General features: G+C 64.1%; 29 protein-coding genes, 1 pseudogene, 1 CRISPR repeat array and 1 riboswitch. Of the genes and pseudogenes, 18 read left to right on the top strand and 12 right to left on the bottom strand.

All coding sequences use genetic code 11. The features are described 5' to 3' along the window. Window positions 1–2: 2 nt before the first annotated feature. Together PSOLE_RS03705 and PSOLE_RS03700 are read right to left on the bottom strand one after the other, a co-directional pair. Window positions 3–284: a type II toxin-antitoxin system RelE/ParE family toxin gene (locus PSOLE_RS03705; RefSeq protein WP_074855321.1), complete on the bottom strand. Its 282-nt coding sequence runs from the start codon at window positions 282–284 to the stop codon at window positions 3–5. After that, a complete protein-coding gene (locus PSOLE_RS03700; RefSeq protein ID WP_004424730.1) occupies window positions 281–571 on the bottom strand; it encodes a CopG family ribbon-helix-helix protein in 291 nt (96 codons plus the stop codon). Before PSOLE_RS03700 ends, PSOLE_RS03705 begins: the two co-directional genes overlap by 4 nt. A gap of 265 nt (window positions 572–836) precedes the next feature. Here PSOLE_RS03700 and PSOLE_RS03695 point away from each other — a divergent pair, with 265 nt between their 5' ends. The 12 genes from PSOLE_RS03695 to amn all read left to right on the top strand — a co-directional run bounded on the left by PSOLE_RS03695 (window position 837) and on the right by amn (window position 12,833). Beyond that, window positions 837–1,088, top strand: coding sequence for a type II toxin-antitoxin system Phd/YefM family antitoxin (locus PSOLE_RS03695; RefSeq protein ID WP_004424728.1), 252 nt, complete (start codon window positions 837–839; stop codon window positions 1,086–1,088). Further along, window positions 1,088–1,513, top strand: coding sequence for a type II toxin-antitoxin system VapC family toxin (locus tag PSOLE_RS03690; RefSeq protein ID WP_004424726.1), 426 nt, complete (start codon window positions 1,088–1,090; stop codon window positions 1,511–1,513). Before PSOLE_RS03695 ends, PSOLE_RS03690 begins: the two co-directional genes overlap by 1 nt. 109 nt (window positions 1,514–1,622) lie before the next feature. Next, entirely contained in the window at window positions 1,623–3,158 is a 1,536-nt protein-coding gene (gene casA, locus PSOLE_RS03685; protein WP_004424723.1) for a type I-E CRISPR-associated protein Cse1/CasA, read from the top strand. Beyond that, complete coding sequence (gene casB / locus PSOLE_RS03680; protein WP_004424722.1) at window positions 3,155–3,697, top strand: type I-E CRISPR-associated protein Cse2/CasB; 543 nt, start codon at window positions 3,155–3,157, stop codon at window positions 3,695–3,697. The genes casA and casB overlap by 4 nt, the downstream gene beginning before the upstream one ends. 10 nt (window positions 3,698–3,707) lie before the next feature. Continuing rightward, window positions 3,708–4,850 carry a type I-E CRISPR-associated protein Cas7/Cse4/CasC gene (gene cas7e / locus PSOLE_RS03675; RefSeq protein WP_004424719.1) on the top strand — a complete coding sequence of 381 codons (1,143 nt, stop codon included), beginning with the start codon at window positions 3,708–3,710 and terminating at the stop codon, window positions 4,848–4,850. A 2-nt stretch (window positions 4,851–4,852) separates the two neighbouring features. Beyond that, complete coding sequence (gene cas5e / locus PSOLE_RS03670) at window positions 4,853–5,515, top strand: type I-E CRISPR-associated protein Cas5/CasD (RefSeq protein WP_004424717.1); 663 nt, start codon at window positions 4,853–4,855, stop codon at window positions 5,513–5,515. After that, the gene (gene cas6e / locus PSOLE_RS03665) at window positions 5,490–6,104 is read left to right on the top strand and encodes a type I-E CRISPR-associated protein Cas6/Cse3/CasE (RefSeq protein WP_074855320.1); all 615 of its coding nucleotides are present in this window, start codon (window positions 5,490–5,492) and stop codon (window positions 6,102–6,104) included. Before cas5e ends, cas6e begins: the two co-directional genes overlap by 26 nt. A 25-nt stretch (window positions 6,105–6,129) precedes the next feature. Then, complete coding sequence (locus tag PSOLE_RS03660) at window positions 6,130–6,951, top strand: KilA-N domain-containing protein (RefSeq protein WP_074855338.1); 822 nt, start codon at window positions 6,130–6,132, stop codon at window positions 6,949–6,951. A gap of 2 nt (window positions 6,952–6,953) precedes the next feature. Then, a complete protein-coding gene (gene cas1e, locus PSOLE_RS03655; RefSeq protein ID WP_211098116.1) occupies window positions 6,954–7,880 on the top strand; it encodes a type I-E CRISPR-associated endonuclease Cas1e in 927 nt (308 codons plus the stop codon). Further along, window positions 7,880–8,179, top strand: coding sequence for a type I-E CRISPR-associated endoribonuclease Cas2e (gene cas2e / locus PSOLE_RS03650; protein WP_074855319.1), 300 nt, complete (start codon window positions 7,880–7,882; stop codon window positions 8,177–8,179). Before cas1e ends, cas2e begins: the two co-directional genes overlap by 1 nt. A gap of 66 nt (window positions 8,180–8,245) precedes the next feature. After that, window positions 8,246–10,282: a CRISPR direct-repeat array (repeat unit 29 nt; unit sequence GTGTTCCCCGCGCCAGCGGGGATGAACCG). 42 nt (window positions 10,283–10,324) lie between these two features. After that, window positions 10,325–10,527, top strand: a riboswitch (cobalamin riboswitch). A gap of 52 nt (window positions 10,528–10,579) precedes the next feature. Continuing rightward, the gene (locus PSOLE_RS03645; RefSeq protein WP_004424707.1) at window positions 10,580–11,263 is read left to right on the top strand and encodes an energy-coupling factor ABC transporter permease; all 684 of its coding nucleotides are present in this window, start codon (window positions 10,580–10,582) and stop codon (window positions 11,261–11,263) included. Between the two features lie 97 nt (window positions 11,264–11,360). Then, the gene (gene amn, locus PSOLE_RS03640; RefSeq protein WP_055987226.1) at window positions 11,361–12,833 is read left to right on the top strand and encodes an AMP nucleosidase; all 1,473 of its coding nucleotides are present in this window, start codon (window positions 11,361–11,363) and stop codon (window positions 12,831–12,833) included. Between the two features lies 1 nt (window position 12,834). Here amn and PSOLE_RS03635 read toward each other — a convergent pair. Continuing rightward, window positions 12,835–13,026: pseudogene (locus PSOLE_RS03635) on the bottom strand (threonine dehydratase); the annotation flags it as partial. Between the two features lie 66 nt (window positions 13,027–13,092). Between PSOLE_RS03635 and PSOLE_RS03630 the strand changes: the two are divergent. Further along, a complete protein-coding gene (locus PSOLE_RS03630) occupies window positions 13,093–13,527 on the top strand; it encodes an aminotransferase-like domain-containing protein (protein WP_249044919.1) in 435 nt (144 codons plus the stop codon). A 171-nt stretch (window positions 13,528–13,698) separates the two neighbouring features. Here PSOLE_RS03630 and PSOLE_RS03625 read toward each other — a convergent pair whose 3' ends face one another. Together PSOLE_RS03625 and ahr are read right to left on the bottom strand one after the other, a co-directional pair. Next, window positions 13,699–14,142 (bottom strand): acetyltransferase, encoded by a 444-nt coding sequence (locus tag PSOLE_RS03625; protein WP_074855318.1) that lies wholly within the window; start codon window positions 14,140–14,142, stop codon window positions 13,699–13,701. Between the two features lie 212 nt (window positions 14,143–14,354). Then, window positions 14,355–15,386, bottom strand: a complete 1,032-nt coding sequence (gene ahr, locus PSOLE_RS03620) for an NADPH-dependent aldehyde reductase Ahr (protein WP_074855317.1) — start codon at window positions 15,384–15,386, stop codon at window positions 14,355–14,357. Window positions 15,387–15,508: 122 nt separating this feature from the next. Here ahr and PSOLE_RS03615 point away from each other — a divergent pair, with 122 nt between their 5' ends. Then, complete coding sequence (locus PSOLE_RS03615; RefSeq protein WP_004424692.1) at window positions 15,509–16,129, top strand: pseudouridine synthase; 621 nt, start codon at window positions 15,509–15,511, stop codon at window positions 16,127–16,129. Between the two features lie 208 nt (window positions 16,130–16,337). Here the strand turns inward: PSOLE_RS03615 and PSOLE_RS03610 are convergent, their stop codons facing one another. The 5 genes from PSOLE_RS03610 to PSOLE_RS03590 all read right to left on the bottom strand — a co-directional run bounded on the left by PSOLE_RS03610 (window position 16,338) and on the right by PSOLE_RS03590 (window position 19,258). Beyond that, a complete protein-coding gene (locus PSOLE_RS03610; protein WP_074855316.1) occupies window positions 16,338–16,730 on the bottom strand; it encodes a globin in 393 nt (130 codons plus the stop codon). A gap of 83 nt (window positions 16,731–16,813) precedes the next feature. Next, window positions 16,814–17,032: a DUF2788 domain-containing protein gene (locus tag PSOLE_RS03605; RefSeq protein WP_037051671.1), complete on the bottom strand. Its 219-nt coding sequence runs from the start codon at window positions 17,030–17,032 to the stop codon at window positions 16,814–16,816. A 90-nt stretch (window positions 17,033–17,122) separates the two neighbouring features. After that, entirely contained in the window at window positions 17,123–17,602 is a 480-nt protein-coding gene (locus PSOLE_RS03600) for an Lrp/AsnC family transcriptional regulator (RefSeq protein ID WP_004424680.1), read from the bottom strand. A gap of 350 nt (window positions 17,603–17,952) precedes the next feature. Then, a complete protein-coding gene (locus PSOLE_RS03595; protein ID WP_074855315.1) occupies window positions 17,953–18,834 on the bottom strand; it encodes a cation diffusion facilitator family transporter in 882 nt (293 codons plus the stop codon). 4 nt (window positions 18,835–18,838) lie between these two features. Further along, window positions 18,839–19,258 carry a polyribonucleotide nucleotidyltransferase gene (locus PSOLE_RS03590; RefSeq protein WP_074855314.1) on the bottom strand — a complete coding sequence of 140 codons (420 nt, stop codon included), beginning with the start codon at window positions 19,256–19,258 and terminating at the stop codon, window positions 18,839–18,841. 128 nt (window positions 19,259–19,386) lie between these two features. Here PSOLE_RS03590 and hrpB point away from each other — a divergent pair, with 128 nt between their 5' ends. Together hrpB and PSOLE_RS03580 are read left to right on the top strand one after the other, a co-directional pair. After that, window positions 19,387–21,921, top strand: coding sequence for an ATP-dependent helicase HrpB (gene hrpB / locus PSOLE_RS03585; protein ID WP_074855313.1), 2,535 nt, complete (start codon window positions 19,387–19,389; stop codon window positions 21,919–21,921). Between the two features lie 7 nt (window positions 21,922–21,928). Continuing rightward, a complete protein-coding gene (locus PSOLE_RS03580) occupies window positions 21,929–22,735 on the top strand; it encodes a TlpA disulfide reductase family protein (protein WP_074855312.1) in 807 nt (268 codons plus the stop codon). A 4-nt stretch (window positions 22,736–22,739) separates the two neighbouring features. Here the strand turns inward: PSOLE_RS03580 and PSOLE_RS03575 are convergent, their stop codons facing one another. After that, the gene (locus PSOLE_RS03575) at window positions 22,740–23,474 is read right to left on the bottom strand and encodes a substrate-binding periplasmic protein (protein ID WP_074855311.1); all 735 of its coding nucleotides are present in this window, start codon (window positions 23,472–23,474) and stop codon (window positions 22,740–22,742) included. Window positions 23,475–23,570: 96 nt separating this feature from the next. Further along, entirely contained in the window at window positions 23,571–24,662 is a 1,092-nt protein-coding gene (locus PSOLE_RS03570; protein WP_074855310.1) for an endonuclease/exonuclease/phosphatase family protein, read from the bottom strand. A gap of 90 nt (window positions 24,663–24,752) precedes the next feature. Here PSOLE_RS03570 and PSOLE_RS03565 point away from each other — a divergent pair, with 90 nt between their 5' ends. Beyond that, window positions 24,753–24,992, top strand: coding sequence for a CDGSH iron-sulfur domain-containing protein (locus PSOLE_RS03565; protein ID WP_004424658.1), 240 nt, complete (start codon window positions 24,753–24,755; stop codon window positions 24,990–24,992). Between the two features lie 32 nt (window positions 24,993–25,024). Continuing rightward, window positions 25,025–25,870, top strand: coding sequence for an SDR family oxidoreductase (locus PSOLE_RS03560; RefSeq protein ID WP_004424655.1), 846 nt, complete (start codon window positions 25,025–25,027; stop codon window positions 25,868–25,870). Window positions 25,871–25,879 lie beyond the last annotated feature (9 nt).

Here is a 25,879-nt window from a genome sequence, read left to right as displayed (position 1 = left end):
GTTCAGTCTGCACTTGGCCACTGGCGGGCCGTATGCAACACGCGGAGTATCCGTACTTGGTCATTGACCAGGTCGTAGATCATCAGATAGTGCTGATGCACAACCAGTTCGCGAGTGCCGCTTACCCGGCCTGGTCGCCCCAAGCCGGGATGATCGGCCAGGCGGCTGGCCTTCTCCGTGAACAATTCATCCAGCGCCAGGGTGGCAATGGGATTGTCCTGAGCGATATAACTGCGGATGGCTTGGCGGTCGTTCAGCGCAAGACGCGTCCAGGCCAGTTTCACGACGCGGCGCTGTCCAGCTTGCGGCGCATTTCAGCGCGCCATGCGGCGGCTTCGGCTTCGACCTCTTCGCTGCTGAGCAACTCACCGGCATTGGCCGAATCCAGCCCCATCTGTACCTGGCGGCGCAGCCAGACATCGTGCTCGGCGGCCTCTTGCTGCTGCCGGACGAAGTCGCGCATGAAGTCGCGCAGCAACTGCGCGCCGGTACGGTCGCGGGCCTTGGCTGCCTGGGCAAATTCGCTTTTCAGTGCGTCGTCTACGCGAAAGGTAAAGGTGGCTTCACTCATGCTGAGCACCTCGATGTGTTACAGGGTTGGTGCATCGTAGCACGCGCTTATTGACTCGGACGTGGGCATAGATGAGTGGCATTAAATAGGTCTTTTGCCTGACCTGATTAATTTCGTGGTAGCACTGGCTGCCAGCAGCTGTACGTTTTACGGTGCTTTTGGATGATGAGCTGGCTGGGTGTATCTGCGGGGCACAGTCGGTAGCTTGCCCAAATGATCATCAGACGTATGATGTAGCTACGTTTCTACATGTATGGAGTGCGCCATGCAAACCATCCTTACCAGTCGCGAGTTCAATCAGGACGCCAGTGGTGCCAAGCGTGCTGCCAAACATGGGCCGGTCTTTATCACGGATCGTGGCAAACCGGCTCATGTGCTGCTGAGCATCGAGGAATACCAGCGTCTGACCGGCGGCCCCGGCAGCATCATCGATCTGCTGGCCATGCCGACAGTCGAGGACATCGAGTTCGAGGCGCCGCGTGCGCAAGGTTTGTCGCGCCCGGCGGATTTGAGCTGATGTTCGTCCTCGACACTAATGTCGTGTCCGAACTGCGCAAGGCCAAGAGTGCCAAGGCCGACCCGCGCCTAGTGGCCTGGGCTCAGCGCCTGCTGCCGGGGCAGTTGTTCATTTCCGCGATCACCGTGCTGGAGCTGGAAACCGGCGTGCTGCTAGTGGAACGACGCGACCCGCAGCAGGGCCGCCTGCTGCGCTCCTGGCTCGATAGCCATGTACTACCCGGCTTCGCCGGACGCATCCTGCCGGTCGACGCCGCCGTGGCGCAGCGTTGCGCGCAATTGCATGTCCCCGACCCACGCGCCGAACGCGATGCCTTGATCGTGGCCACGGCATTGGTGCATGGCATGACGGTCGCCACACGCAACGTGGCGGACTTTCTGCCCACAGGCGTGGCACTGATCAACCCTTGGGAGTTTGCTGGCTAAGTTGATTTGACTCATGCCGTAGTGGCATTTTGTCTGCTTTACTGCAGATCTGTCGGATTCAGGGAGAGGGATATGGAATCACGCAGACAACAGGGAATGGGGGTGGGGCATGGATGAAGCTTTCAATCTGCTCGACGAGCCATGGCTGGCGGTACGGATGCATGATGGGCAGGTGCGTGAGCTGGGCTTGCTGGCGCTCTTCGAGCAGGCCGGCGAGATCAGCGCCCTGGCGGAAACCTCACCGCCAAGCCTGATCGCCCAATACAGGCTGTTGCTGGCGATCACCCACCGCGCCATCAGCCAGGCGCAAGGGCGCTGGACGGATGCCGAGCGCCTACGCTGGTATCAGGACGGGCTGCCGCTGTCGGCCATTCGCGACTATCTACAGCGTTGGCGCGAGCGCTTCTGGCTCTTCCATCCGCAGTACCCCTTCATGCAAGTGGCGGCGCTGGCCGATGAGCCGGAAACGCAGGCGAAGTTCCCTGGATACTCAATACGCCTCGCTCAGTTTTACGGTTCGGAGATGTTCAATCAGGGGGTCTATAACAGAGAGCCCGAGTACCCCGCACCTTTGCTGAGAGATTTGCTTGGCTATTTCCAATTTGTTCCGGGTGGCTTCTTTCCTGGAAAGAAACTAAAAAGCTCGGAAAAGGCTGGACCGCTTGTAAATACTGCCGCCGTCATGCCGCTAGGAGCATCCCTGGCACAAAGCCTGTGCCTGGCCCTGCACCCACCGACTCAAACAGGGCATGAAGACCTGCCCGCCTGGGAACGCAACACGCCGAGCATTGCCCAGTTGCGTGGCGACCCTGAGGTGGCGACTGGCCCCAATGATCGCTACACCCGGCAGACTCGGGCGGTACTGCTGTTGCCGGACGAGCAGGGGCGGGTGCAGTGGATTCGCTTCGCCGCTGGTTTGGCACTGGGCGATGACGTGCAGGCTCCCGATCCCATGGCCAGCTATCGGGCCGGCAGCAATAGCATGGTGCGTCTGAGTTTCAGCGAAGGCCGTGCCCTGTGGCGTGATCTGCCGACGCTCCTGCCGGACGCTGAAGGCAAGGCTTCGCAGCCTGCTGCGGTGCTGGAGTGGGCGGCCAATCTGCAGTTCTACCTGGGCAATGGTGTGCAGCCGTTGCTGATCGCCGGCTTGGCCAGTGATCAGGCCAAGCTGCTGCGCTGGCGCTCCGAGCGCATCGCGCTACCAGCCAAACTGCTGGCTTCAGCCGATCATGCCAACGAGCTGCGCCGCTATGTGCGCGATGCCGAAGAGTTGTTCACCGCATTGCGCAAGCTGGCCACCGGCATGCTCGCCGAAACCCTGCCCGACCCCGGCAGCAAGGACACCTGGGCGCGTGCCCGTAGCCTGATCGATGCCGGCCCAGTGGGTGCTTTGTACTTCGCCAGCGCCGAGCGTCAGCTTAGTCGGGTCATGGCGCTGTTGGGTAACGACGAGCTGGACGAGGCCGAAGCGCTCTGGCGGCAAAGCCTGCATGACGCCGCCCGTGATGCCTGGAAGGCCGTGCTGGCCGGCTTGGGCCGAGGCGCCAAAGCCCTGCGTGCCGAGGCACGTCATCATCCACGCCTGCTGGGGCTGCTCGCCCCGCTGCGGGAGACTCCCACACCCGACAAGGAGGTTCGCGCATGAGTGAGTTCGCGCAGAACTTTATCGCCCATTTGCAGCGCTTGCAGGAACATGACCGGGGCGCCATGGCCACCCTGCGTCGCAGCCTGAGTTTTGAGCCAGGCAGCTATCCGCCGGCTTATCCGTATGTGGAGCGTTTCGTCGCGGTCGAGCGGCACGCTCAGGATGCTTCGCGCCTGGCGCTGTACCTGACTGCGGGCCTATACGCCGCTCATCCTCATCACGGTGCACGAAGCCTGGCTGCCAGCCTTGGCGAACTGATGCGCAAGCGTGAAAGCGCCAGTATCGAGCTGCGCTTCATCGCCTTGCTTGGCGCCGATGCGGAAAACCTGGCGGTGTACCTGCGCCAGATCATCAGCTTGCTGGCCGCCGATGACCGAGCGCTGGACTACGGTGTGCTGCTGCGCGACCTGAGCGTCTGGCTCAACCCCTATATCGATGCCGAGCGCCGCGACAACGTGCGCCAGCGCTGGGCGCGCGACTTCTATCGCGCCTTGGCGGCGCCTGCTGCCGAACCCACCGAACAAGCTGTCAACGACTGAGAGGGATATCATGAGTCTGTTTGTTGAATTTCACCTGATCCAGAACTTCGCGCCATCCAACCTCAACCGTGACGACACTGGCGCGCCCAAGGATGCCCTGTTCGGTGGCCATCGCCGCGCGCGGGTCAGCAGCCAGTGCTTCAAGCGCGCCATTCGCCTGGCTGCCCAGGAGCATGAACTGGTCGCCCCGGAGCATCGCGGCGTGCGTACCAAGAAGCTCAAGGCACTGTTGCTGGAGCGTCTGGCTGAGCGCGACCCGCTCGAAGCCGAAGGCAAGATCGAAGTCGCCCTGGCCGCTGCCGGCCTCAAGCTCAAGGATGACGGCAAGACCGAATACCTGCTTTTTCTCGGCGAGGCCGAAATTGCCGGTTTCGCCAACCTCATTGAGCAACACTGGGACGAACTCGCCGGTGCTCCGGCTGGTGGCGAGAAGAAGGGCAAGAAGGAAGCAAAGGCCAGCGCCCCGGCGGATGTGGTGAAGAAAGCCAAGGCTCTGCTCGACGGTGGCAAGGCAGTGGACGTGGCGCTGTTCGGGCGCATGCTCGCCGATATGCCGGAGGTCAACCAGGACGCTGCCTGCCAGGTCGCCCATGCCATCAGCACGCATCGTGTGGAACGTGAGTTCGACTACTTCACCGCCGTCGACGACAAGGGCGGGCCGGACGAAACCGGCGCCGGAATGATCGGCCAGGTGGAGTTCAACTCCGCCACCTTGTACCGCTATGCGGTAGTCGATGCCGGCAAGCTGCTCGGTAACCTGCAGCAGGATCGCGAGCTGACCCTGTCCGCCCTGGAGGCGTTTACCCAGGCCGTGGTGCGCGCCATCCCGACGGGCAAGCAGAACACCTTCGCCGCGCACAACCTGCCGAGTTTCGTCGGCGTCTGCCTGCGCCATGCCGGCCCGCTGAACTTGGCCAACGCCTTCGAGAAACCGATTGTCCCGCGCCATGAAGCTTCGTTGACCAGCCTGTCGGTTGGCGAACTGGCCAGGCACGAGGGTAAGCTGGCGGCGGTCTATGCCGACGCTCGCGACCAGTGGGCCTACCTCGACCTGAGTGAGGCCTGGCCGCAGCAGAAGGGCTTTGCTGTGCAAAACCTCGGTGAGCTGGCGACCTGGGTACGCATGCAGGTCGCCGCGCAACTGGAGGGCTGAGCATGGCCACCCTGTTGCTGCGTTTGCAGGGGCCGATGCAATCCTGGGGCACCACCAGCCGTTTCGATGAGCGCGATACCCAGCTGGAGCCTTCCAAGTCGGGCGTGCTCGGGCTGGTTTGTGCTGCCCTGGGGCGTGATCGCCAGGAGCCGGTGGATGACCTGGCTGCCCTGCGTATGGGCGTGCGTGTCGACCATGAAGGCGTGCCGATGCGCGACTACCAGACCGCTACCGGCGTGCTGATCGCCACCGGCAAGTCGGACATGCGCCGTACCGTGGTCAGTCCGCGCTATTACCTATCCGATGCTGCCTTTCTGGTGGGCCTGGAGGGCAAGGATGAGGCTTTGCTCGCACGCATTCATGCCGCCTTGCGTGCGCCGCATTGGCCGCTGGCGCTGGGGCGCAAGAGCTTCGTGCCGGGCATGCCTGTCTGGTTGCCCGATGGTTTGTCGCCCTTGCCGCTGGAGACAGCGCTGGCGCAATACCCACGGCTAAGCAGTGCGCGCCGAGACGACTCGCAGCCAACCCTGCGTTACCTGCTCGAAGATGATCAGGAAGGCGTCATCCGCCTGGATCAGCCGGTCGCACCTTTTGCCGAGCGTCGTTTCGGCCCACGTTTCGTCAAATCGGGAGTGCTGCATGTACCTGACCAGACTGACGCTTGACCCGCGCAGCACGCAGGCGCGGCGTGATTTGTCCGATGCCTACGAGATGCACCGTACGTTGGCACGTGCCTTCGTGGCTGATGAGCAGAGTGCTCCGACGCGTTTTCTCTGGCGTTTGGAAGCGGGCAGCAATGCCTGGGCCAGCCCGGTGGTGCTGGTGCAATCGGCGCAGGCTGGCGACTGGTCGGCGTTGCAGGTGCTGCCTAATTACCTGCAGCGCGAGATCGAAAGCAAGCCACTTGACCTCCAGACCTGGACCGAGAGTGGGGCGCGCTATCGCTTTCGTCTGCTGGCCAATCCAACCGTGACGCGCCAGGGCAAACGCTATGGTCTGGTGGGCGAGCAGGAGCAGCTTGCCTGGTTGAGTCGTCAGGGCGAGCGTCACGGTTTCGCGGTCGAGGCGGCCCTGGTCACGGCCAGTGATGTGCTGGCAAGCCGCAAGGGCGAAAGCCGCATCAGCTTGCAACGGGTGTGCTTTGAGGGGCGCTTGCAGGTGCGTGAGTTGGCCGCTTTCAGCCGCGCGCTTGAACAAGGCATCGGCCCGGGCAAGGCATTCGGTTGTGGGCTGCTCAGCGTGGGGCGCGGCTGATGCTGGAGCAGATATGGAGGGCAGCATGAAAGCCAAGCTGCAGGTACTGGAGCAGGACATCAATACGCATATCAAGGATGGGGTTGAGTACATCTCCATAACGGATATCGCGCGATACAAGAGCCCTGATCGTACGGACATTCTGATCGGTAACTGGTTGCGAAACCGTAATACCGTAGAGTTTCTGGGGATCTGGGAGCAACTCAATAACCCAGATTTTAAACCCATCGAATTCGATGGGTTTAAAAAGCAGGCAGGGCTTAATAGCTTCACCCTGACCCCAAAACAGTGGATCGAGCGAACCTGCGCCATCGGCTTGGTCTCCAAGGCTGGGCGTTACGGCGGCACCTTTGCCCAGAAGGATATTGCCTTCGAGTTTGCCAGTTGGATTTCGGTGGAGTTCAAGCTCTACCTGATCAAGGAGTTTCAGCGGCTCAAGGAGCAAGAGTTTCAGCAGTTGGGTTGGGATATTCGCCGCAACCTGGCCAAGGTCAACTACCTGATCCATACCGATGCCATTCGCGAGAATCTGATTCCCGAAACCTTGAGCGCACAGCAGATCAGCTTCGTTTATGCCAGTGAGGCCGACCTGTTGAACGTGGCATTGTTCGGCGTCACCGCTCGACAATGGCGTGATGCCAACCCAGGGCTGAAAGGCAATCTGCGCGATCATGCCGACATCCATCAATTGGTCTGTCTGGCCAACTTGGAGTCGATGAACGCGCACTTCATCAGTGAAGGGCTGCCACAGTCCGAGCGCCTGCAGAAATTGAACGAACTGGCTATTCGGCAAATGCGCGTACTGGTCGAAGCTACTCGGCAGCCCTTGCTTGATGAGGGCGTCTGAACATGGCCGGTAGCCTGCTCCCTCCGCTGAAGCCCCTGCCGATGAAGGATCGGGTGTCGATGATCTTCGTCCAGTACGGGCAGATCGACGTACAGGACGGCGCCTTCGTGGTCATCGACAAGACTGGCGTGCGCATGCACATCCCGGTCGGTTCGGTGGCCTGCATCATGCTCGAACCGGGTACGCGGGTGTCGCATGCCGCCGTGCATCTGGCCTCGACGGTCGGCACCTTGCTGGTGTGGGTGGGTGAGTCCGGCGTGCGCCTGTATGCCAGCGGTCAACCGGGCGGGGCGCGGGCGGATCGCTTGCTCTACCAGGCCAAGCTGGCGCTGGATGACGAACTGCGGCTGAAAGTGGTGCGCAAGATGTACGAGTTGCGTTTTCAGGAGCCTGCCCCGGCTCGGCGCAGTGTCGAGCAGTTGCGTGGCATCGAGGGCGCGCGCGTGCGTGAAACCTACAAGCTGTTGGCCAAGCAGTACGGTGTCGACTGGCGCTCGCGCAATTATGACCGTAACGAATGGGATGCCGCGGACATACCCAACCGTTGCCTGTCGGCGGCCACCTCCTGCCTGTATGGCATCACCGAAGCCGCTGTGCTGGCGGCAGGCTATGCGCCGGCGGTGGGTTTTATCCACACCGGCAAGCCGTTGTCCTTCGTCTACGATATTGCTGACCTGTTCAAGTTCGAGACCGTGGTGCCGCTGGCCTTTCGCATCGCCGCCAAGGCTCCGTACCAGCCCGAGCGTGAAGTGCGTCTTGGCTGCCGCGACCTGTTTCGCTCCAGCAGGATCCTGGCGAAGATCATCCCCACCATCGAAGAGGTGCTGTCCGCAGGTGGTATCTCGCCACCCGAGGCACCGCCGGAGTCCGTACCACCAGCTATCCCCAACCCGGAAAGTATCGGCGATGCCGGGCACAGGGCGCAGTAATGAGCTTTCTGGTCGTGGTCACCGAGAACGTACCGCCGCGCTTGCGCGGACGCATGGCTATCTGGCTGCTGGAGGTGCGTGCCGGCGTCTATATCGGTGATGTCTCCAAGCGCACCCGCGAAATGATCTGGGAACAACTGAGCCGGGGGCATGAAGATGGCAGCGTTGTTATGGCCTGGGCGAGCAACCACGAGTCGGGTTACGAGTTCCAGACGCTAGGCCCGAACCGTCGTTTGCCGGTGGACTTTGATGGCTTGAATCTGGTCGCCTTTCAGCCCTTGGAAAACCCTGATCTTTAACAAGGAAAAGTTGGTAGATTTTTAGCGGCTAATTTTCCCCTCTGGGGACAATTGGTTACGCTAAGAGTGTTCCCCGCGCCAGCGGGGATGAACCGGCAAGCCAGAAGCCCCGGATTTACTGACCTTGGTGTTCCCCGCGCCAGCGGGGATGAACCGGTTTATGCGCGTGCGCGCGCGTGTGCGAAAAAGTGTTCCCCGCGCCAGCGGGGATGAACCGTTCAGCCTGTTCATCGAGACGCTGGGGGTGGAGTGTTCCCCGCGCCAGCGGGGATGAACCGGCTTCGTCGCGGTCAGCCTCGACCACCTTTACGTGTTCCCCGCGCCAGCGGGGATGAACCCCTGTCGCCCGCCTCGCCCGCCCTGGGCGTGTTCCCCGCGCCAGCGGGGATGAACCGTGAGCTTCGCCCGTTGCGCCAAGGCCATCGACGTGTTCCCCGCGCCAGCGGGGATGAACCGCTGTGCGGCTGGAACGTGGAGGCGTGGGATCAGTGTTCCCCGCGCCAGCGGGGATGAACCGGGACTCGCCTTCAGATCATGATCGAAGAGACCGTGTTCCCCGCGCCAGCGGGGATGAACCGTCATAGGATGGGCACCAGTAACTGGCGTTAGCGTGTTCCCCGCGCCAGCGGGGATGAACCGTGGATAGGCTGAGCGGCGATATTCTCCCTGTAGTGTTCCCCGCGCCAGCGGGGATGAACCGTAATCAAAGACATTGCCAGCCCGTACTACGGCGTGTTCCCCGCGCCAGCGGGGATGAACCGGCATCAACGATGGCCTTGTCGATGTTGGCTTCGTGTTCCCCGCGCCAGCGGGGATGAACCGGCTGTTGCTGCCGGGCAGGCGCGGGTGAACGAGTGTTCCCCGCGCCAGCGGGGATGAACCGGGGCGCCACGCTTCTGCATCGGGCGATCCTTGGTGTTCCCCGCGCCAGCGGGGATGAACCGCTGCTGGTTGCCGGCGCCGGGCCGGATTACGCGTGTTCCCCGCGCCAGCGGGGATGAACCGAACTGAATCGCTGGACTTCCCGGCTCCAATTCGTGTTCCCCGCGCCAGCGGGGATGAACCGTATCTGGAGATTGCCCAGAGACAACTGCAAATGTGTTCCCCGCGCCAGCGGGGATGAACCGGCATCTTCGTTACCCTGTACCTGCCGATATGCGTGTTCCCCGCGCCAGCGGGGATGAACCGACGCCGATAGCACAGCACAGGCCGCGCCAGATGTGTTCCCCGCGCCAGCGGGGATGAACCGGCCATCGCGCTTCATACAAACTTGGTGGAAAAGTGTTCCCCGCGCCAGCGGGGATGAACCGGGTGATTTATGAGTGAGTGGATTAGCGTAGAAGTGTTCCCCGCGCCAGCGGGGATGAACCGCACATGCTCGACAGCGCCCTGATCATCCCAACGTGTTCCCCGCGCCAGCGGGGATGAACCGGACGGTCACGCAATCATGCACTCAGATGACGCGTGTTCCCCGCGCCAGCGGGGATGAACCGGTCAATGCCCGCGTGCTGGTGGACTGGTGGCGGTGTTCCCCGCGCCAGCGGGGATGAACCGCGCTTCCTGCTGGTCGCCCGCCACGTCGAGAAGTGTTCCCCGCGCCAGCGGGGATGAACCGAACTCCCGGACAGTGCGCGGGAGTGTCATTGCGTGTTCCCCGCGCCAGCGGGGATGAACCGCCTTCGTGTATCTCACGCTGTCTTTCTTCGGCGTGTTCCCCGCGCCAGCGGGGATGAACCGACGGCTGCCGGCTTCAGCGGCAAAAACATTGAGTGTTCCCCGCGCCAGCGGGGATGAACCGTCGGGCCTGCAGGAGTAGACGCAGGTGGAGCAGTGTACCCCGCGCCAGCGGGGATGAACCGGGCGACGTTCCCACCATAGGCCATGGCTCGACGTGTTCCCCGCGCCAGCGGGGATGAACCGCTGGTGTGCAATAGTCGGCCACATCAGATGTGGTGTTCCCCGCGCCAGCGGGGATGAACCGGCGTTGGCCGATGTGCAGGCCGCCGCGTCGAGGTGTTCCCCGCGCCAGCGGGGATGAACCGCCCCCAAACCCGACCAGGAAGAGAAGAAGGTCGTGTTCCCCGCGCCAGCGGGGATGAGCTTGGAGGGGGGTGCTCGGCACGCTGTTTTTTAGCCGGGCAGGCGAGTAATCTTGCCGCCGATGGTTCTGCGTGCACGTACATGACGCGGATGAAAAGGGAATAGGGTGCGGCGAATCTCGCCAACGCCCTGGCTGCCCCCGCAACTGTAAGCGGCGAACGATGCCCTCATGCCACTGACTCCGGTCGGGAAGGCGGGCGAAGTGCCAAGCCGTGAGCCAGGAGACCTGCCATCGATAACGGGCGTTTCGCCCATCCTTCATCCGAATCGTCGCGCGGTGGGCGCGGCAAAGGAACTCGCATGCATATCGAACCCGGTGTCGTCGAAGGCGCCAAGATCCTGCTCAGCTACGCAACGGCCGTCACCGCTTTCGGCCTGACCGCCAAACTCGCCCTGGACAGCGTCCGCAACAACGGCGGTGTCGCCGCCCTGGCGCTGCGCAGCCTGCTGACCACCGCGCTGGTGTTCTGCTTCTTCGAGGTGTTTCCGCATCATGCGGTGGGCGTTTCCGAGGTGCACCTGATCCTTGGTTCTACCCTGTTGTTGCTGTTCGGCGCTGGTGCCGCAGCCATCGGTCTGGCGGCTGGCTTGCTGTTGCAGGGCTTGTTGTTCGCGCCGTTCGATCTGCCGCAGTACGGCATGAACGTCACCACCCTGCTGGTACCGCTGTGGGCCATCAGTGTGTTGGCCAAGCGTATCGTTGCGCCGGGCACCGCCTACGTCGACCTGTCCTACAAGCAGGCGTTGGCGCTGTCGACCGCCTACCAGGGCGGCATTGTTGCCTGGGTCGGCTTCTGGGCCTTTTACGGCCATGGCTTCACCAGCGATAACCTGGCCGCTGTGGGCAGCTTCGGCCTGGCTTACATGAGCGTGATCCTGATCGAACCGCTGGTCGACCTAGGCGTGCTGGCCGCTGCCAAGGCGCTGGCGCGTTTCAGTCAGGGGTCGCTGTTCAACGTGCGTCTGCACCAGGCGGCGGTCTGATGCAATGCGCGGTGGCCGCTGATTCGGTCGCCGCGCTAGGTTTTGCCATGAGTATGCAGGCAAGATAGGCGCGTACGTTCAGTCAGGAAGATGCACAGTGAAAGCCTGCTCAGATGATTTCATCATTGCCTACACTCCCGAAGAGGCGGTTGATCGCCTCGCCGCGTTGCACCAGGAGGCCACTGGCGCCCTGAGCCACGCGCTCAAACGCTACCTCAAGGAGCGCATCCGCCCGGATGCCAGCGAGCACTGCCTGTTCCGCTACCCCGAATTGCGCCTGACCTACCTGTGCCAGGGTGAGGTGCCGACCACCGTGCGTGCCTATGCCAAGGTGCAGGTGCCGGGCACCTATGCCATCACCGTGACCCAGCCGGCGGCCTTCCGCAAATACCTGCTGGAGCAGCTGCGCCCGCTGATGAACGACTTCACCCTGCGTGTGGAAGTTGGCCGTAGCCAGCAGAACATTCCTTACCCATACGTGGTCGAGGGCGGCGATGAACTGGCCGGCAGTGGTGTGACCGCCGCCGAGCTGGCACGCGTATTCCCCAGCACCGACCTGTCCGCTGCCACCGACGGCACTGCCGATGGCCTGTACGACTGGGAGAACATCGACCCGCTGCCGCTGGCACTGTTCGACGCGGCGCGTACCGACTTCTCGCTCAAGCGCATCCAGCACTACACCGGCAGCGACTGGCGCCACGTGCAGCCATGGATCCTGTTGACCAACTATCACCGCTACGTCGACCAGTTCATCCGCCACGGCCTGGACATGCTGGTGGGCGACTCGCGTTTCACCCGCATGGTGCTGCCGGGCAACGTGGTGATCGAGCGCGGCATGGCCGAAGGTGAGATGCAGGCGATCATCGAGAATGTGGTCTGGCACCGCTACCAGATGCCGGCCTACCACCTGCAGGCCGAGGACGGCCACGGCATCACCCTGGTCAATATCGGCGTCGGCCCGTCCAACGCCAAGAACATCACCGACCACCTGGCCGTGCTGCGTCCGCACTGCTGGCTGATGATCGGCCACTGCGGTGGCCTGCGTCAGTCGCAGACCATCGGCGACTACGTGCTGGCCCACGCCTATATGCGCCGCGACGGCATTCTTGACCGCGTGCTGCCGCCGCATATCCCGCTGCCGGCGCTGGCCGAGGTGCAGCAGGCGCTGCAGGAAGCCGCCAAGCTGGTTACCGGTGAAGAGGGCGACGAGCTGAAGAAGCGCCTGCGCACCGGCACCGTGCTGACCTACGACGACCGCAATTGGGAGCTGCGCTGGGCCCAGGAGCGGCCGCTGATCAACCTGTCGCGTGCGGTGGCGGTGGACATGGAAAGCGGCACCATCGCCGCCCAAGGCTATCGCCTGCGGGTGCCCTACGGCACGCTGCTGTGCGTGTCGGACAAACCCCTGCACAGCGAGATCAAGCTGCCCGGCGCGGCCGGCGCTTTCTACGAGCGCGCCGTGACCCAGCATCTGCATATCGGTATCGCGGCGCTGGAGTTGATGCGCAGCCAGCTCAACTCGCTGCACTCGCGCAAGTTGCGCAGCTTCGACGAGCCGCCGTTCCGCTGAGTCAGGCCGCGACCGGCGCCTCGTCACGCAGCAGCTCGGCCAGTGCTGCGCGGTCGATGTTGGCGCCGCTGAGCACCACGGCCACGCGCTGGCCGGCATTGAGCTCACGCTCCTGCATCAGGGCGGCCAACGCCGCGGCGCCGGCGCCCTCGGCGAGGTTGTGGGTGTCCTCGTGATAAGCGCGCATCTCCGCGTTCTTCTCGCGCTTGCCGAGCGCTGCCTGCTGATCAGCAGCCTGTCCAGGAGCGTCGCGCCCGGCTTGCGCCTGGGCTTTATCGCCGGCGCGCCGCGGTTGCTCGAACGTATCGACCCCGAAGCCCAGGTCACGCGGTGGGCGGTGACGCCACTGAGTCTGGCGCTGGCCTGTGAATGGATCGAAAGTGGCGTCGCCGAACAGCGTCTGGCCTGGCAGATCGAGGAGCTGCAGCAGCGTTGGCGGCTGGCCGCGCGCGTGCTTGGGCCGCGTATGCCGCAGGGTAGGGCAGTGTCGCCGCATTTGTGGCTCGATGGAGAGCCGCCGGCCGGTTTGGCTGAGGCCTGCCGGCAGCATGGCGTGGAGGTGGTGCCGGCCGAGGTGTTCGCGGTCGAGGCCAATCCGGGGCGCGCCGTGCGCATCAGCCTTGCGGCGGCAGCCAGCCGGGTCGAACTCAAGCGGGCGTTGGAAGGGATCGTGGCGGCTTGGCCTATCGGTTGAGTGCCATATGTAGCACGGTAGGGCGTACCGTGACGCCGGCCGCTCGGAAGCAGTACGCTGTCGTGTTGGTAGCACTGAAGTTGGCAATGAGTCGCCGAGAGCGTTTTGGGCTCGTGTGCGGTGCCTGCGTTTGCATGGTCCGGCGGGCTGTTCGCTTCGCTCCTGAGCCCCCTACGGGGTTGCGAGTTGCATATGCAGGATCGGGAAGGGCCGCCCGCCGCCATCCAGGCGCGAGCGGTCGGTCACGACGAAACCCAGGTGCTGGTAGAACCCCACGGCCTGCGGGTTCTGTTCGTTGACGTCGACCCGAGTGGTGCCCAGCGTGTCGATGGCATGGCGCATCAGTCGCTTGCCCACGCCCTGGCCGTGGCAGGCCGGGTCGACGAAGAGCATTTCCACCATCCCTTCGCTGGTACCGAGAAAACCCAGGATTCGCCCTGACTCGTCACGGGCGCAGGTCAATTGCACGGTCGGGAAATACTGCTCGCGCAGCAACGGCTTGATCACCTGCAGGTCGCTTTCCGGCAGGAAGTGATGGGTGGCACGCACGGCGGCCTCCCAGATTTCCACCAGGGTGGGCAGTTCGGTGTCGGTGGGTGCGTCGAGAATCAGCATGCTAATTGGTATCGGCAGGCAAACGGGGGATGGAGCATACCCGTCGGTTGAGTGTCTCAAGGCCTCTCAACCCTGTAGGTGCGGATTTATCTCTGGCGCGCAACATCCAGGCGATAGGTAGGAGCCCGCTTGCGGGCGATCCTTCCAGGCCTATGATCGCCGGCAAGCCGGCTCCTACACCCACGTTACGCCGACAGCTTTCGCCCGCGCTGTCATTTGCTGGCGTCGAGCACCACGCGGTAGCGTGCCTTGCCGCTGCGCAGATGGTCGATGGCCGCGTTCACCTGGCTCATCGGGAAGTGCTCGACCTGCGGCAGGATCTGGTGACGGGCGCAGAATTCGAGCATGGTTGCCATGCTCGAGGGTGAGCCTACCGGCGAGCCGGACAGGCTCTTTTGCTGCGGGATCAGGTTGAACACATGCACCGGGATGGCGCTGGGCACGATGCCGACGAAGTGCAGGCGGCCCTTGCCGCGCAGGGTGGCGATCAGCGCCTGCCAGTCTAGATCGGCGCTGGCCGTCACCAGCAGAAAATCCAGAGTGCCGGCTATTGCCTTCAGTGCCGCGCTGTCGGTGGAGGCCACGACATTGTGTGCGCCCAGGCGTTTGGCTTCGTCCTGCTTGTTCAGTGACGAGGTGAAGGCGATCACCTCGCAGCCCCAGGCATTGAGAAAGCGCAGCGCCAGGTGGCCGAGGCCGCCGATGCCGACCACGCCGACGCGATCCGTCGGCTTGATGTCGAATTCCAGCAGCGGGCTGAATACCGTCGAACCGGCGCAGAACAGCGGGCCGACCAGGGCTGGGTCGAGGCCGTCGGGCAGCGGTACGGCCCAGGCCCAGTGCGAGCGCAGGCGGTCGGCGAAACCACCGTGGCTGCCGACGATGGTCGGTTTCACCGAGCGACACAGCTGGTGCGAGCCTTCCATGCAGGAGCCGCAATGCATGCAGCTGCCCTTGTACCAGCCGATGCCAACCCGCTGGCCGAGCTTGAGCCCACGCGCCTGCTCGCCGAGGCGGACGATGGTGCCGACCACTTCATGGCCGGGGATGAAGGGATAGCGGGCGTTGCCCCATTCGTTGTCGATCATCGACTGGTCGGAGTGGCAGATACCGCAGTATTCCACGGCGATCTCGACGTCTTCGGCGCCCAGCGGGCCGGGGTCGTAGCTCATACGCTCCAATGGCGCCCCGGGCGTGGTGGCGGCCCAGCCGGTGAAGGTGGCGTGTTCGGCGTTGTTGCTCATCGGTGGCTCCTGAGTGCAGGGGTAGACCAGCAGCTTAGTCTCTCTGGCCAGGCGTGGAAGCACCATCAGTGGCGTTTATCGTGCGTTACACTGCGCAGCCCTGTCTGAGCGAAGATCGTTGCATGTCACGCCCCCGTCCTCCTGCCAGTCGCCGTCCCGCAGCCCCGCGTCGTGTGGCCAAGGCGCCGCCTGCGCAGCCGCGCTTGCTGCTGCTGAACAAACCGTTCGACGTGCTCACCCAGTTCAATGACGAGCAGGGCCGCGCCACGCTCAAGGATTTCGTCGATGTGCCCGGTGTCTACCCGGCTGGGCGCCTGGATCGCGACAGCGAGGGTTTGTTGCTGTTGACCAATGATGGCCGCTTGCAGGCGCGTATCGCCGACCCCAGGCACAAGCTGGCGAAGACCTACTGGGTGCAGGTGGAAGGCGAGCCGAGCGAGGAACAATTGCAGCAGTTACGCGCGGGCGTGACGCTCAATGACGGCCCGACCCTGCCAGCCGAAGCGCGTCTGCTGGGCGAGCCGCAACTGTGGGACAGAAATCCGCCGGTGCGTTTTCGCAAGAGCGTGCCCACGCGCTGGCTGGAGCTGGTGATTCGCGAGGGGCGCAACCGTCAGGTACGGCGCATGACCGCTGCAGTTGGCCTGCCAACCCTGCGCCTGGTGCGCGTGGCTATCGGTCCCTGGCGGCTGGACGGGTTGCAGCCTGGGCAATGGCGTGAGGTGCCCGCGCAGTTGCCGTAGAGGCGCGCGGCTTGCCTGATGAAGCACTGAAAATCCATATACCGTCACTCCCGCGCAGGCGGGAGCCCAGTTTCTAGGTTCCCGCCTTCGCGGGAATGACGACTGTTTCAGAACCTAGTATGTCGTGGGGCCGCCTGGGCTGCGCGCACCCGTGCTCAGGGCAGCGGACGTTTTGTCGCAGAGGCCGGGCCGGCGACCCTGACCTGAATCAATAACCCGCCTTGATCACGGCGATACCTTTGTTCAGCACTTCACGCCAGGCCTGGCGCACGTCTGCGTCGCACTCCTTGTCGTGTTCGCTGATGGTCAGCAGCAGCGCGTCGAGCCACAGGTCGTAGAGTTCGGGGCGGATGTCCAGACGCTGGCGCGAGTGCGATTCACCCAGGGCGCGCAGCTTGGTATCGGGCATGCCACGGGCGTGCATGACCAGGTTGAGAATGCCCTGGCGTAACAGCTGTTTCTGCGCACTCATGTCGGTGTCGACGAACTTCTCGCGAATCAGCGGCGAGCTGGCGAGGAAGTGGCGGTAGAAACTGTCAAAGAAATCCGGGCTGGCGCAGCAGCGTCCATAGCTCTGCATCACCAGATTGGCGGCGCTCATGTGTAACTCCTTGAGTAGGCGGCAGGTCGCATCGAGACGATGGCCTGGAGACGGTCAGATGTAGAGCAGGCTACTGCGGTCATTCAACCATGAATGCCGCGCGCGGTCTCGATAATGTAGGTGATGATCGGCTTGGCGAGGAAGGCGAACAGGCACAGGCCCAGGCCGAGGAACAGGATGGCGGTGCCGAGGCGACCGGCCTTGGACTTCTTCGCCAGGTCCCAGATGATGAAGAACATGAACAGTATCAGGCCGCCCACCAGGACGTACATCATCAGGGCTTCGAATTGTTCGGTTTCCATGGTGCCTCGTGATTCGCAGGGAAAACGCAGGGCGAAAATTATACGCGCCCCGGCCTGGTGCGCGGCATGATCGGGTTCACCCTGCGACTTTCAGTCGCGCAGATGCTGTAAGGGCAACTGCGTGCTGGACAGAATCTGCTGCAGCACGAAGCTCGAACGCACGCTGGAAACCCCGTCGATGCGCGTCAGGGTGCCGAGTAGCAGCTTCTGGTAATGGTCCATGTCCGGCACCACCACCTTGAGCTGGTAGTCGGCATCCATCCCGGTTACCAGGCAGCACTCCAGCACTTCGGGGCACTTGCGGATTTCGTCCTGAAAGTGCTCGAAACGCTCGGGCGTGTGCCGGTCCATGCCGATCAGCACGTAGGCGGTCAGGCTCAGGCCGAGCTTCTTGCGATCCAGCAGGGCCACCTGGCCGGTGATATAGCCGTCGTCTTCCAGTTGTTTGACGCGACGCGAGCAGGGCGAGGGTGACAGGCCGATGCGTTCGGCCAGCTCCTGATTGGACAGGGCAGCGTTGCGCTGCAATTCGGCAAGAATATTCAGGTCGTAACGGTCGAGTTTGTCCATTTTCTAACCGGCTAAAGAATGAATTGTGCTAAATGGTGCTTCGTTGGGTTTTAATTGCGCAATTGGTGAATTTGTAAGCAATATTAGCAATCTTATTTCGGCGTGCCAGGCGTAAGCTTTATCTCAGTTTCACGGCCCGGACGACAAGTCCTACCGGCCTCGCCCAACCAGGTGAGCCGGCGCCGACGATCCTTACCGGATCGCCTCGGCACCCGGGTCCGCACTGCCCAACCAGGCGGGCGACGAAAGCGGCGACAGCATCGCCAGCACCGGACAGATTTCCCGAGGGGGCCGCAAGGCCCCTTTTTCTTGCCTGGCATTTGCGACGGCCGCAAGTCGGGGCGCTCAGGTCAGTGCGGGACCACTTCTTGCGGGTCGGCGTGTACCAGTACCTCGGCACGCGGATAGTGATCATGAATGGCCTTTTCCACGGCGACGCAATGGGCGTGGGCCTGCGACAGGCTCATCTCCCCCGGCAGTTCCAGGTGCAGCTGGACGAACCAGCGTGTACCGGAGATGCGCGTGCGCAGGTCGTGGGCGCCGAGCACGCCCGGTACGGCTGTGGCCAGCGCGTACATGTGCTGGGTGGTTTCGCTGGGCAGTTCCTCGTCCATCAGCACGGCAATCGCGCCGCGCACGATGCTCAGGGCGCTCCAGAAGATATAGACGGCAATGCCGATGGCGAAGAGTGCATCCATCTGCAGCCAGCCGAAGCGGGTCAGCAGCAGGGCAAGCAGGATGCTGCTGTTGAGGAGGATATCGGAGCGATAGTGCAGCGAATCGGCATGGATGGCCGTGGAGCCGGTTTCCCGCACCACCTTGCGCTGGAACGCCAGCAGGGCCACGGTCAGCGCCAGCGACAGCAGCATCACCGCGATGCCGATACCCTCGGCTGCCAGCGGTTGCGGCGACTGCAGGCGCTCGACGCCTTGCAGGCCGATGAGCACGGCGCTGATGCCGATGAACAGCGCCTGGCCGAGCCCGGCCAGCGCTTCGGCCTTGCCATGACCGTAGCGGTGATCCTCATCGGCCGGGCGCAGGGCGAAGTGCACGGCGATCAGGTTGATCAGCGAAGCGGCGCTGTCGAGCAGCGAATCGGTGAGACCCGCCAGCAGGCTGACCGAACCACTCAGCCACCAGGCAATCGCCTTGGCCAGCACCAGGGTCAGCGCCACCGTCAGCGCTGCCCGGGTGGCCAGGCGCATCAGCCTGGCGTGCTGGGGTGTATGCATGCTGTCAGGCTGCCGGACGCAGACCGTAGGCGGCCAGTTGTTCGGCGCTACCGCTGTGCTGGATCAGACGCGGATCGTCGAGTGGCAGTTGATGGCCGGTGCTGGTCTCGATCAGTGTTTTCAGGGCGTACTGGTCGACCTTGCCGTCGGTGCCGATCAGTTGCTTGAGCTGCTGCGGGTCGACCTGGGCGGTCTGGCCTTCGGGCAGGTAGATGGCGCCGGTGGCGAAGTCGATGGCGAAGGCGATCAGGCCAGGAATCACGTAGAACAGGATACCGATGGCGTTGGCCCCGGCGATCACCGGGTCAATTTTACCTTCGATCTGGCCACGGCGATCCGGATAGAAGATCGAGCCGCAAGCGGTCAGTTGAGCGAGCAGGGTAGCGGCGACAACGCCGACGATAACGCGGGATTTCGTGCGCATGAGCACCTCCATAAAAACGTGGCGCAACTATAGCAAGGCGATGATTGCAAAACTGCAGCGCGCTGTTTCAGACCCGCAAGTTGGCAGGCGGTTCGCCGTTATAATCGCCGGCCTGCTGTGGAGAAATGATGAACACCCTGCCTATCGATTCGCTGCTGCCCGCCCTGCGCGATGCCTTGTCCGCCCGTCACGAAGCCGTGCTGGAGGCGCCGCCCGGCGCCGGCAAGACCACCCGCGTACCGCTGGCACTGCTGAATGCGCCTTGGCTGGCCGGGCAGAATATCCTCATGCTCGAACCACGCCGGCTGGCCGCTCGTGCTGCCGCCGAGCGCCTGGCCAGCGAACTGGGTGAACGGGTTGGCGAGACGGTCGGCTACCGCATTCGCCTGGACAGCAAGGTCGGGCCGAACACGCGCATCGAAGTGGTCACCGAGGGCATCCTCGCCCGCCGCTTACAGGACGATCCGGCGCTGGATGGCGTCGGCCTGGTGATCTTCGATGAATTTCACGAGCGCAGCCTCGATGCCGATCTGGCCCTGGCGCTGACGCTCAATGGCCGCGCCATGTTCCGCGGCGCAGACAGTGGCGAGGCGCCGCTCAAGGTGCTGCTGATGTCCGCCACTCTCGAAGGCGAGCGTCTGTCGGCATTGCTTGGTGATGCGCCGGTGCTGCGCAGCGAAGGGTGCATGTTCCCGGTGGATATCCGCTGGGGGGCGCCGTTCCAGGCAGGCGAGTGGATCGAACCGCGCGTGCTGCAGACGCTGCAGCAGGCGTTGGCTGATGAATCCGGCAGCCTGCTGGTGTTCCTGCCCGGCCAGGCCGAGATTCGCCGCGTGGCCGAGCAGTTGCAGGAGGCGCTGGGCAATCGGCCGGATGTACTGGTCTGCCCGCTGCACGGCGAACTGGACCTGGCTGCCCAGCGTGCCGCCATCGAGCCGGCCCCGGCAGGCAAACGCAAGGTGGTGCTGGCCACCAACATCGCCGAGACCAGCCTGACCATCGACGGCGTGCGTGTGGTCATCGATGCCGGCCTGGCGCGGGTGCCGCGCTTCGACCCGGCCAGCGGCATGACACGCCTCGACACCCAGCGCATCTCCCGCGCTTCGGCCACTCAACGTGCCGGTCGTGCCGGGCGCCTGGAGCCGGGCGTCTGCTACCGCTTGTGGTCGCAGGCGCAGCACGAACAGCTCAGCGCCTATTCCAGCGCGGAAATCCTGCAGGCCGATCTGGCCGGCCTGGCTCTGCAACTGCTGCGCTGGGGCGTGACGCCGCAGGAGCTGAGCTGGCTCGATGTGCCACCGCCAGCAGCCTATGCCCAGGCGTTGGATCTGCTCGACCGCCTCGGCGCGCTGGACGAGCGTGGTGCACTCAATGCCCATGGCCAGGCCATGGCCGAGCTGCCGAGCCATCCGCGTATCGCCCATCTGCTGCTGCGTGGCCAGGCGCTGGGGCTCGGTGCGCTGGCCTGCGACCTGGCGGCGCTGCTGTCGGAACGCGATATTCTGCGCGGCGGTGGCGCTGATCTGCAGGGTCGCCTGGCCCTGCTCAGTGGCGAAAGCCGCGCCACTCGCTCTGCCCAAGGCGGCGTGCAGCGCGCGCGGCAACTGGCTAGGCAGTTCCAGGGCCTGCTCAAGAACCGGCCGGTGACCCAGGCCGTGAGCGACCCCGAGCATCCGCGCTGGCTCGGCTGCCTGCTGGCCTTCGCTTACCCCGACCGTATCGCCCAGCAGCGCCGCGCCGGTGGCGCCGACTATCGCCTGGCCAATGGCCGCGCGGCGCAGTTCGGCGAAACCGATGCCCTGATGAAGCACGAATGGCTGGTGGTGGCCGACCTGGGCAGTCGTCAGGGGCAGCGCGAGGAGCGCATCTATCTCGCCGCCGATCTCGACCCGGCGCTGTTCGCCAGCGAACTGGCCGAGCAGGTCGCGACGCTGGACGTGCTCGACTGGGACGAGCGTGAAGGCGTGCTGCGCGCCGAGCGCCAGCGCAAGGTCGGCGAGCTGGTGCTGGAACGCCAGGCGCTGGCGGCGCTGGACGAGGCGGCGCGCGGCCGCGCGCTGGTCGGCCTGGTACGGCGCAAGGGGTTGGAGCTGCTGCCCTGGACGCCGGAGCTGCGCCAGTGGCAGGCTCGTGTGGCGTTGTTGCGCGAGCTGGACATCCAGCAACAGGGGCAGAGTGAATGGCCGGATCTGTCCGATGCCGCCCTGCTGGCCAGCCTCGAGCAGTGGCTGACGCCATTCTTAAGCAAGGTCAACCGCCTCAGCCACTTCGCAGGCCTCGACCTGCCCTCGATCCTGCAGACGCTGCTGCCCTGGCCACTGCCACAACGCCTCGACGAGCTGGCGCCGCGCGCGCTGAGCGTGCCGTCCGGCTCGCGCATCGCCATCGACTACACGGAGTACCCGCCGGTGCTCGCCGTGCGCCTGCAGGAGTTGTTCGGCCTGGCCGCGACGCCGCGCATCGCCGGTGGTCGTCTGGGCCTCAAGCTGCATTTGCTGTCCCCGGCACGCCGTCCGGTGCAGGTCACCCAGGATCTGGCCAGCTTCTGGGCCAACACCTATCTGGAAGTGAAGAAGGACCTCAAGGGCCGGTATCCCAAGCACTACTGGCCTGACGACCCGCTGATCGCCGAGCCCACCGCGCGGGCCAAACCGAGAAAATGAGAAGTCGATGCTGACCCTGGATGTCGGGCCCTTGGCCCTTGGTGTTTCCCATGTGCTGCTGTTTGGCAGCCTGCTGCTGGCCACACTGGTTGGCTGGTTGATCGGTCGTCGCCACGGCTGCAATCCGGAAAGTCAGTTGTTTCGGATGCTGATGCTGGGCTTGCTGGTGGCGCGCCTGGCGTTTGTGCTGGTGTATGCCGAGTATTACCGCGATGAGCCGTGGCGGGTGGTGGATATCCGTGATGGCGGCTTCATCGCCTGGCCGGGTGTGCTCGCAGGATTGGCGCTGGGAGCCTGGTATCTCTGGCGCCAGGCACAATTGCGCCGGCCGTTGGGCGTGGCGATGGGCGTCGGTCTGGCGCTGTGGCTGGGTGGCAACCTGCTGTTGCATGCGCTGGAGCAGGGCACGCGACTGCCTGATCTGCAGGTGCGGGATATGCAAGGCAATCCGGTGAACCTGCGTGACTACGCCGGCCGGCCGCTGGTGGTCAACCTGTGGGCCACCTGGTGCCCGCCATGTCGACGTGAGATGCCGGTGCTGATGCAGGCGCAGCAGCGTGAGGCTGCTATCACCATCCTGTTCGTCAATCAGGGGGAAAGTGCTGCGCTGGTGGGTGAGTTCCTCGCCGCGCGGCAACTGAGTCTGGACAATCTGCTGCTCGACGAGCAGGTGCAGCTGGGTCAGTTGGTGGGCTCGCGGGCGTTACCCACCACGCTGTTCTACGATGCCGAGGGCCGGCAGGTCGGCAGTCACCTGGGCGAGCTGTCGCACGCCAGCCTGGAGCGTGCGCTGGCCAGGCTGCGCGGCGATTGAAGGGTCAGTACAGCTGCAGATCCTCGCCGGCATCCTGCAAGCGCTGATAGGCCCGATCCAGATCATCGCGCAGGCGCTCGGCATTCGGGGCGTGGCGCGAATAGATCAGCCGCAGTGGCAGACGTTGCACTTCGACGAAGGGCAGCTCAGCCATGCCCAGCGTGCGCATGGCCTGTTCAACGGGCGCCTGGTAGTCCAGCAGGTAGTCGCCACGTCGGCGCTGGAGCATTTCCAGGGCCGAGGTGTGGTTGGCGGTACGGTGATGAGTGATATTGCGCGCCGGATCTGTCAGCCATTGATTGACGTCCTGCCAGTAGCTGTAGCCGGTGATCAGGATCACCCCACGATCCTGCAGATCATCCGGAATGCGCGGTGCAGGTGTGTCGTGGCGAAAATACAGGTTGAGGGTGATCTCCCCCAGCAGGTGCTTGCCTTCGAGGGTGTGCTCGACCAGCTCCGGCTTGCCTGAGGCGCCGGCCCAGATATGTATGCTGCCGTCGAGCAGACCGCTGTAGAGGCGGGCGCCGGGGTAGGAGCGAAAGTCTGCCTGGTATCCCGCTTCGTCGAGCAGGCGAGCGGCCAGCTCCAGGCCTGAGCCGCTGGGCTGGCCTTGCGCGTCGGTATAGGAATAGGGCGGAAACTCGTAGTAGCCCACGTGAACGCGTTGCCTGGCCTCGGCAGCATGAGCGGCGTGTAGCCATAGCAGGGCGATGAATATCAGGCAGAAGCGTCTTGGCATCCGGTTATCGCGGCTCTTCGCCGTCTTTTCGTTGTTATCGAGTGGTGCCTAACGAGCATGGACAAGTCGCGGTGGATTTGTCCAGTTCTGCACGGTTTATTCCTGAGTTGGCAGGAAAAAGCGACCGATCACCGGTAAATGATCGGAGATCGCCAAGGTATCGCGCTGCCGCACCCGGCTGGCCAGTGGTGTTAGGCGCGGGCTGTAGAACAGGTAGTCGAGGGTGCGATCCGGGCCACTGGCGGCCGGGTCGTTGGGATAGTGGGTGTACCACTGCGCCTGCTGTGCGCCGCTGGCCTGTTGTAGGCTGGGGATCATCGGGTAGCGCCGGGCCAGGTCCTGTAATTCGCTGTCGGCGGCGTACCAGCTACGTTGATCCTCCGGCAGATGCTGGAACTGACCGGGTGGCAGCAGGTTGAGGTCGCCGCCCAGCACCCAGGTTTTGTCGCTGGTTTGCAGCTGCTGGAGCAGGCCGTCGGTCATCTCCACCTGGCGCTGCATGGTGTCCGCGCCCTGGGCGAAGGCATCGAAATGGGTGTTGATCGCCACCAGTTCGTCGCCGCCACGAATCGGCAGGTAGCTGACCAGCAAGGCGCGCTTGAGCTGGAACTGACGGCTCAGCAGGTCGCTATCGAGCATGGGTAATTGCAGGCGTTCGGCGCGGGCGATCTGGAAGCGACTGAGGGTGCCGAGTTTCATGCCGACGCTGCCGAGGATGCGCGGGTGCGGAACGAAACCGGCCTTCCAGTAGAAGGCCTCGGTGCTGCAGGGGTAAAGGTCGCTCAGACGTGCCTGAAGCAGGGCCAGCTGATCCTGGTAGTCGCTGGCCTTGGCGTTGTCGTGCAGCTCCTGCAGCAGTACGACATCCGGTTGTTCGTCGCGCAGCACGCGCACCACTTCATCCAGGGTGACGGCCAGGTCGGCGCTGCTCGGGCGCTCGTCCGGTCCATCGCCGCCGGGCAGGTCGTACCAGAACACGTAGCGCTTGCCGGCCAGGTACTGCACGTTCCAGGTCATCACCTTGAGTGCCTGGCCGGGCTGCAGCTGCGCCACCTGCCCGCTGCATGACACGGCAGCTTCTTCATGGGGCCGCGGGCGCCAGGTCAGGCTGTACACCAGCGCAATCAGCACAGCGAGCAATGGCAACACAATGAGCAGGAGCAGGCGAAGCGGGCGAGGCAGGGACATGGCGAAACGGGCGACTATGCTGGAAGGAGGCGAGGATACCTGACTGCGGCCTGTCGGCCCAGGCATGCGCGATCCTGCCGGGAGGTTGCGATGAACCAGCCGCTGATCGCTCAGCGTGGCCCCTACGCGGTGGATGTGGAGGCCGGGCGGGATTATTTCTGGTGCCGTTGTGGGCGCAGCGCCAGCCAGCCATTCTGCGATGGCAGCCACAAGGGCAGCGGGCTGACGCCACTGAAGTACCATGCCGAGCGCGCCGAACAGGTATTTTTCTGTGGCTGCAAGCACACAGCCACGCCGCCCTGTTGCGATGGCAGCCATAACAGGTTGTAGTGTCGCCGAGTCCAGGGCAGCGGGAGCAGCGCATGTATCGCAAGGTATTCGCCAACAAGGTGTTCGACCGCAAGGTCGTACTCATCACGGGTGGTTGTGCCGGCATCGGTCGCGCCTTGGCGATGCGCCTGGCCCAGGCTGGTGCGCGCCTGGTGATTCTCGATCTGCAGCAGGCAGCGCTGGACAGCCTGGTGCAGCACCTGGCCGATCATCACAACGCCGAGGCGCTGGGGCTGCTCTGCGACGTGGCTGACGCCGAGGCGGTGCAGCGCGCGGTGGCGCTGGCGGTGGAGCGTTTCGGCGGTATCGATGTGTTGGTCAACAATGCCGGCATCACTCATCGCAGCACCTTCGCCGAGACCAGTCTGGAAGTGTTCCAACGGGTCATGGCGGTCAACTATTTCGGCGCGCTCTACTGCACCCAGGCAGCGCTGCCCAGCCTGATTGCCCGCGGCGGGCAGATCATCGTGCTCAGCTCACTATCGGGCATCGCGCCGTTGCTCTATCGCAGCGCTTACAACGCCAGCAAGCACGCGCTGCATGGCTTGTTCGAGACGCTGCGCTTTGAGCTCAAGGGCTCGGGTGTGAACGTGATGCTGGTGTGCCCAGGTTTTACCGCGACCGACCTGCGCAAGAACGCTCTGGTCGGTGACGGCTCGGTGGCAGCCCAACCGCCCTTGGCGATGGGCAAGGTGGCCTCGCCGCAGGATGTCGCCGAGGCCATCTATCATGGGGCACTCAAGCGTCGGCGGCTGCTGGTGTTGTCCAACGTCGATTGGCGCGCCCGGGTGCTGGCGCGCTTCTTCCCGAGGTTGTTCGAGCGGGTGTTGCTACCGCGGCTTTCCGGGTTGCGGCCACAGCGTTCGGGGCGCAATTGATGCGTCTTT

It is taken from the genome of Pseudomonas oleovorans subsp. oleovorans, from assembly GCF_002197815.1.
Taxonomy (GTDB): Bacteria; Pseudomonadota; Gammaproteobacteria; order Pseudomonadales; family Pseudomonadaceae; genus Aquipseudomonas; species Aquipseudomonas oleovorans.
This window is presented reverse-complemented; position numbering and strand designations above follow the sequence as displayed.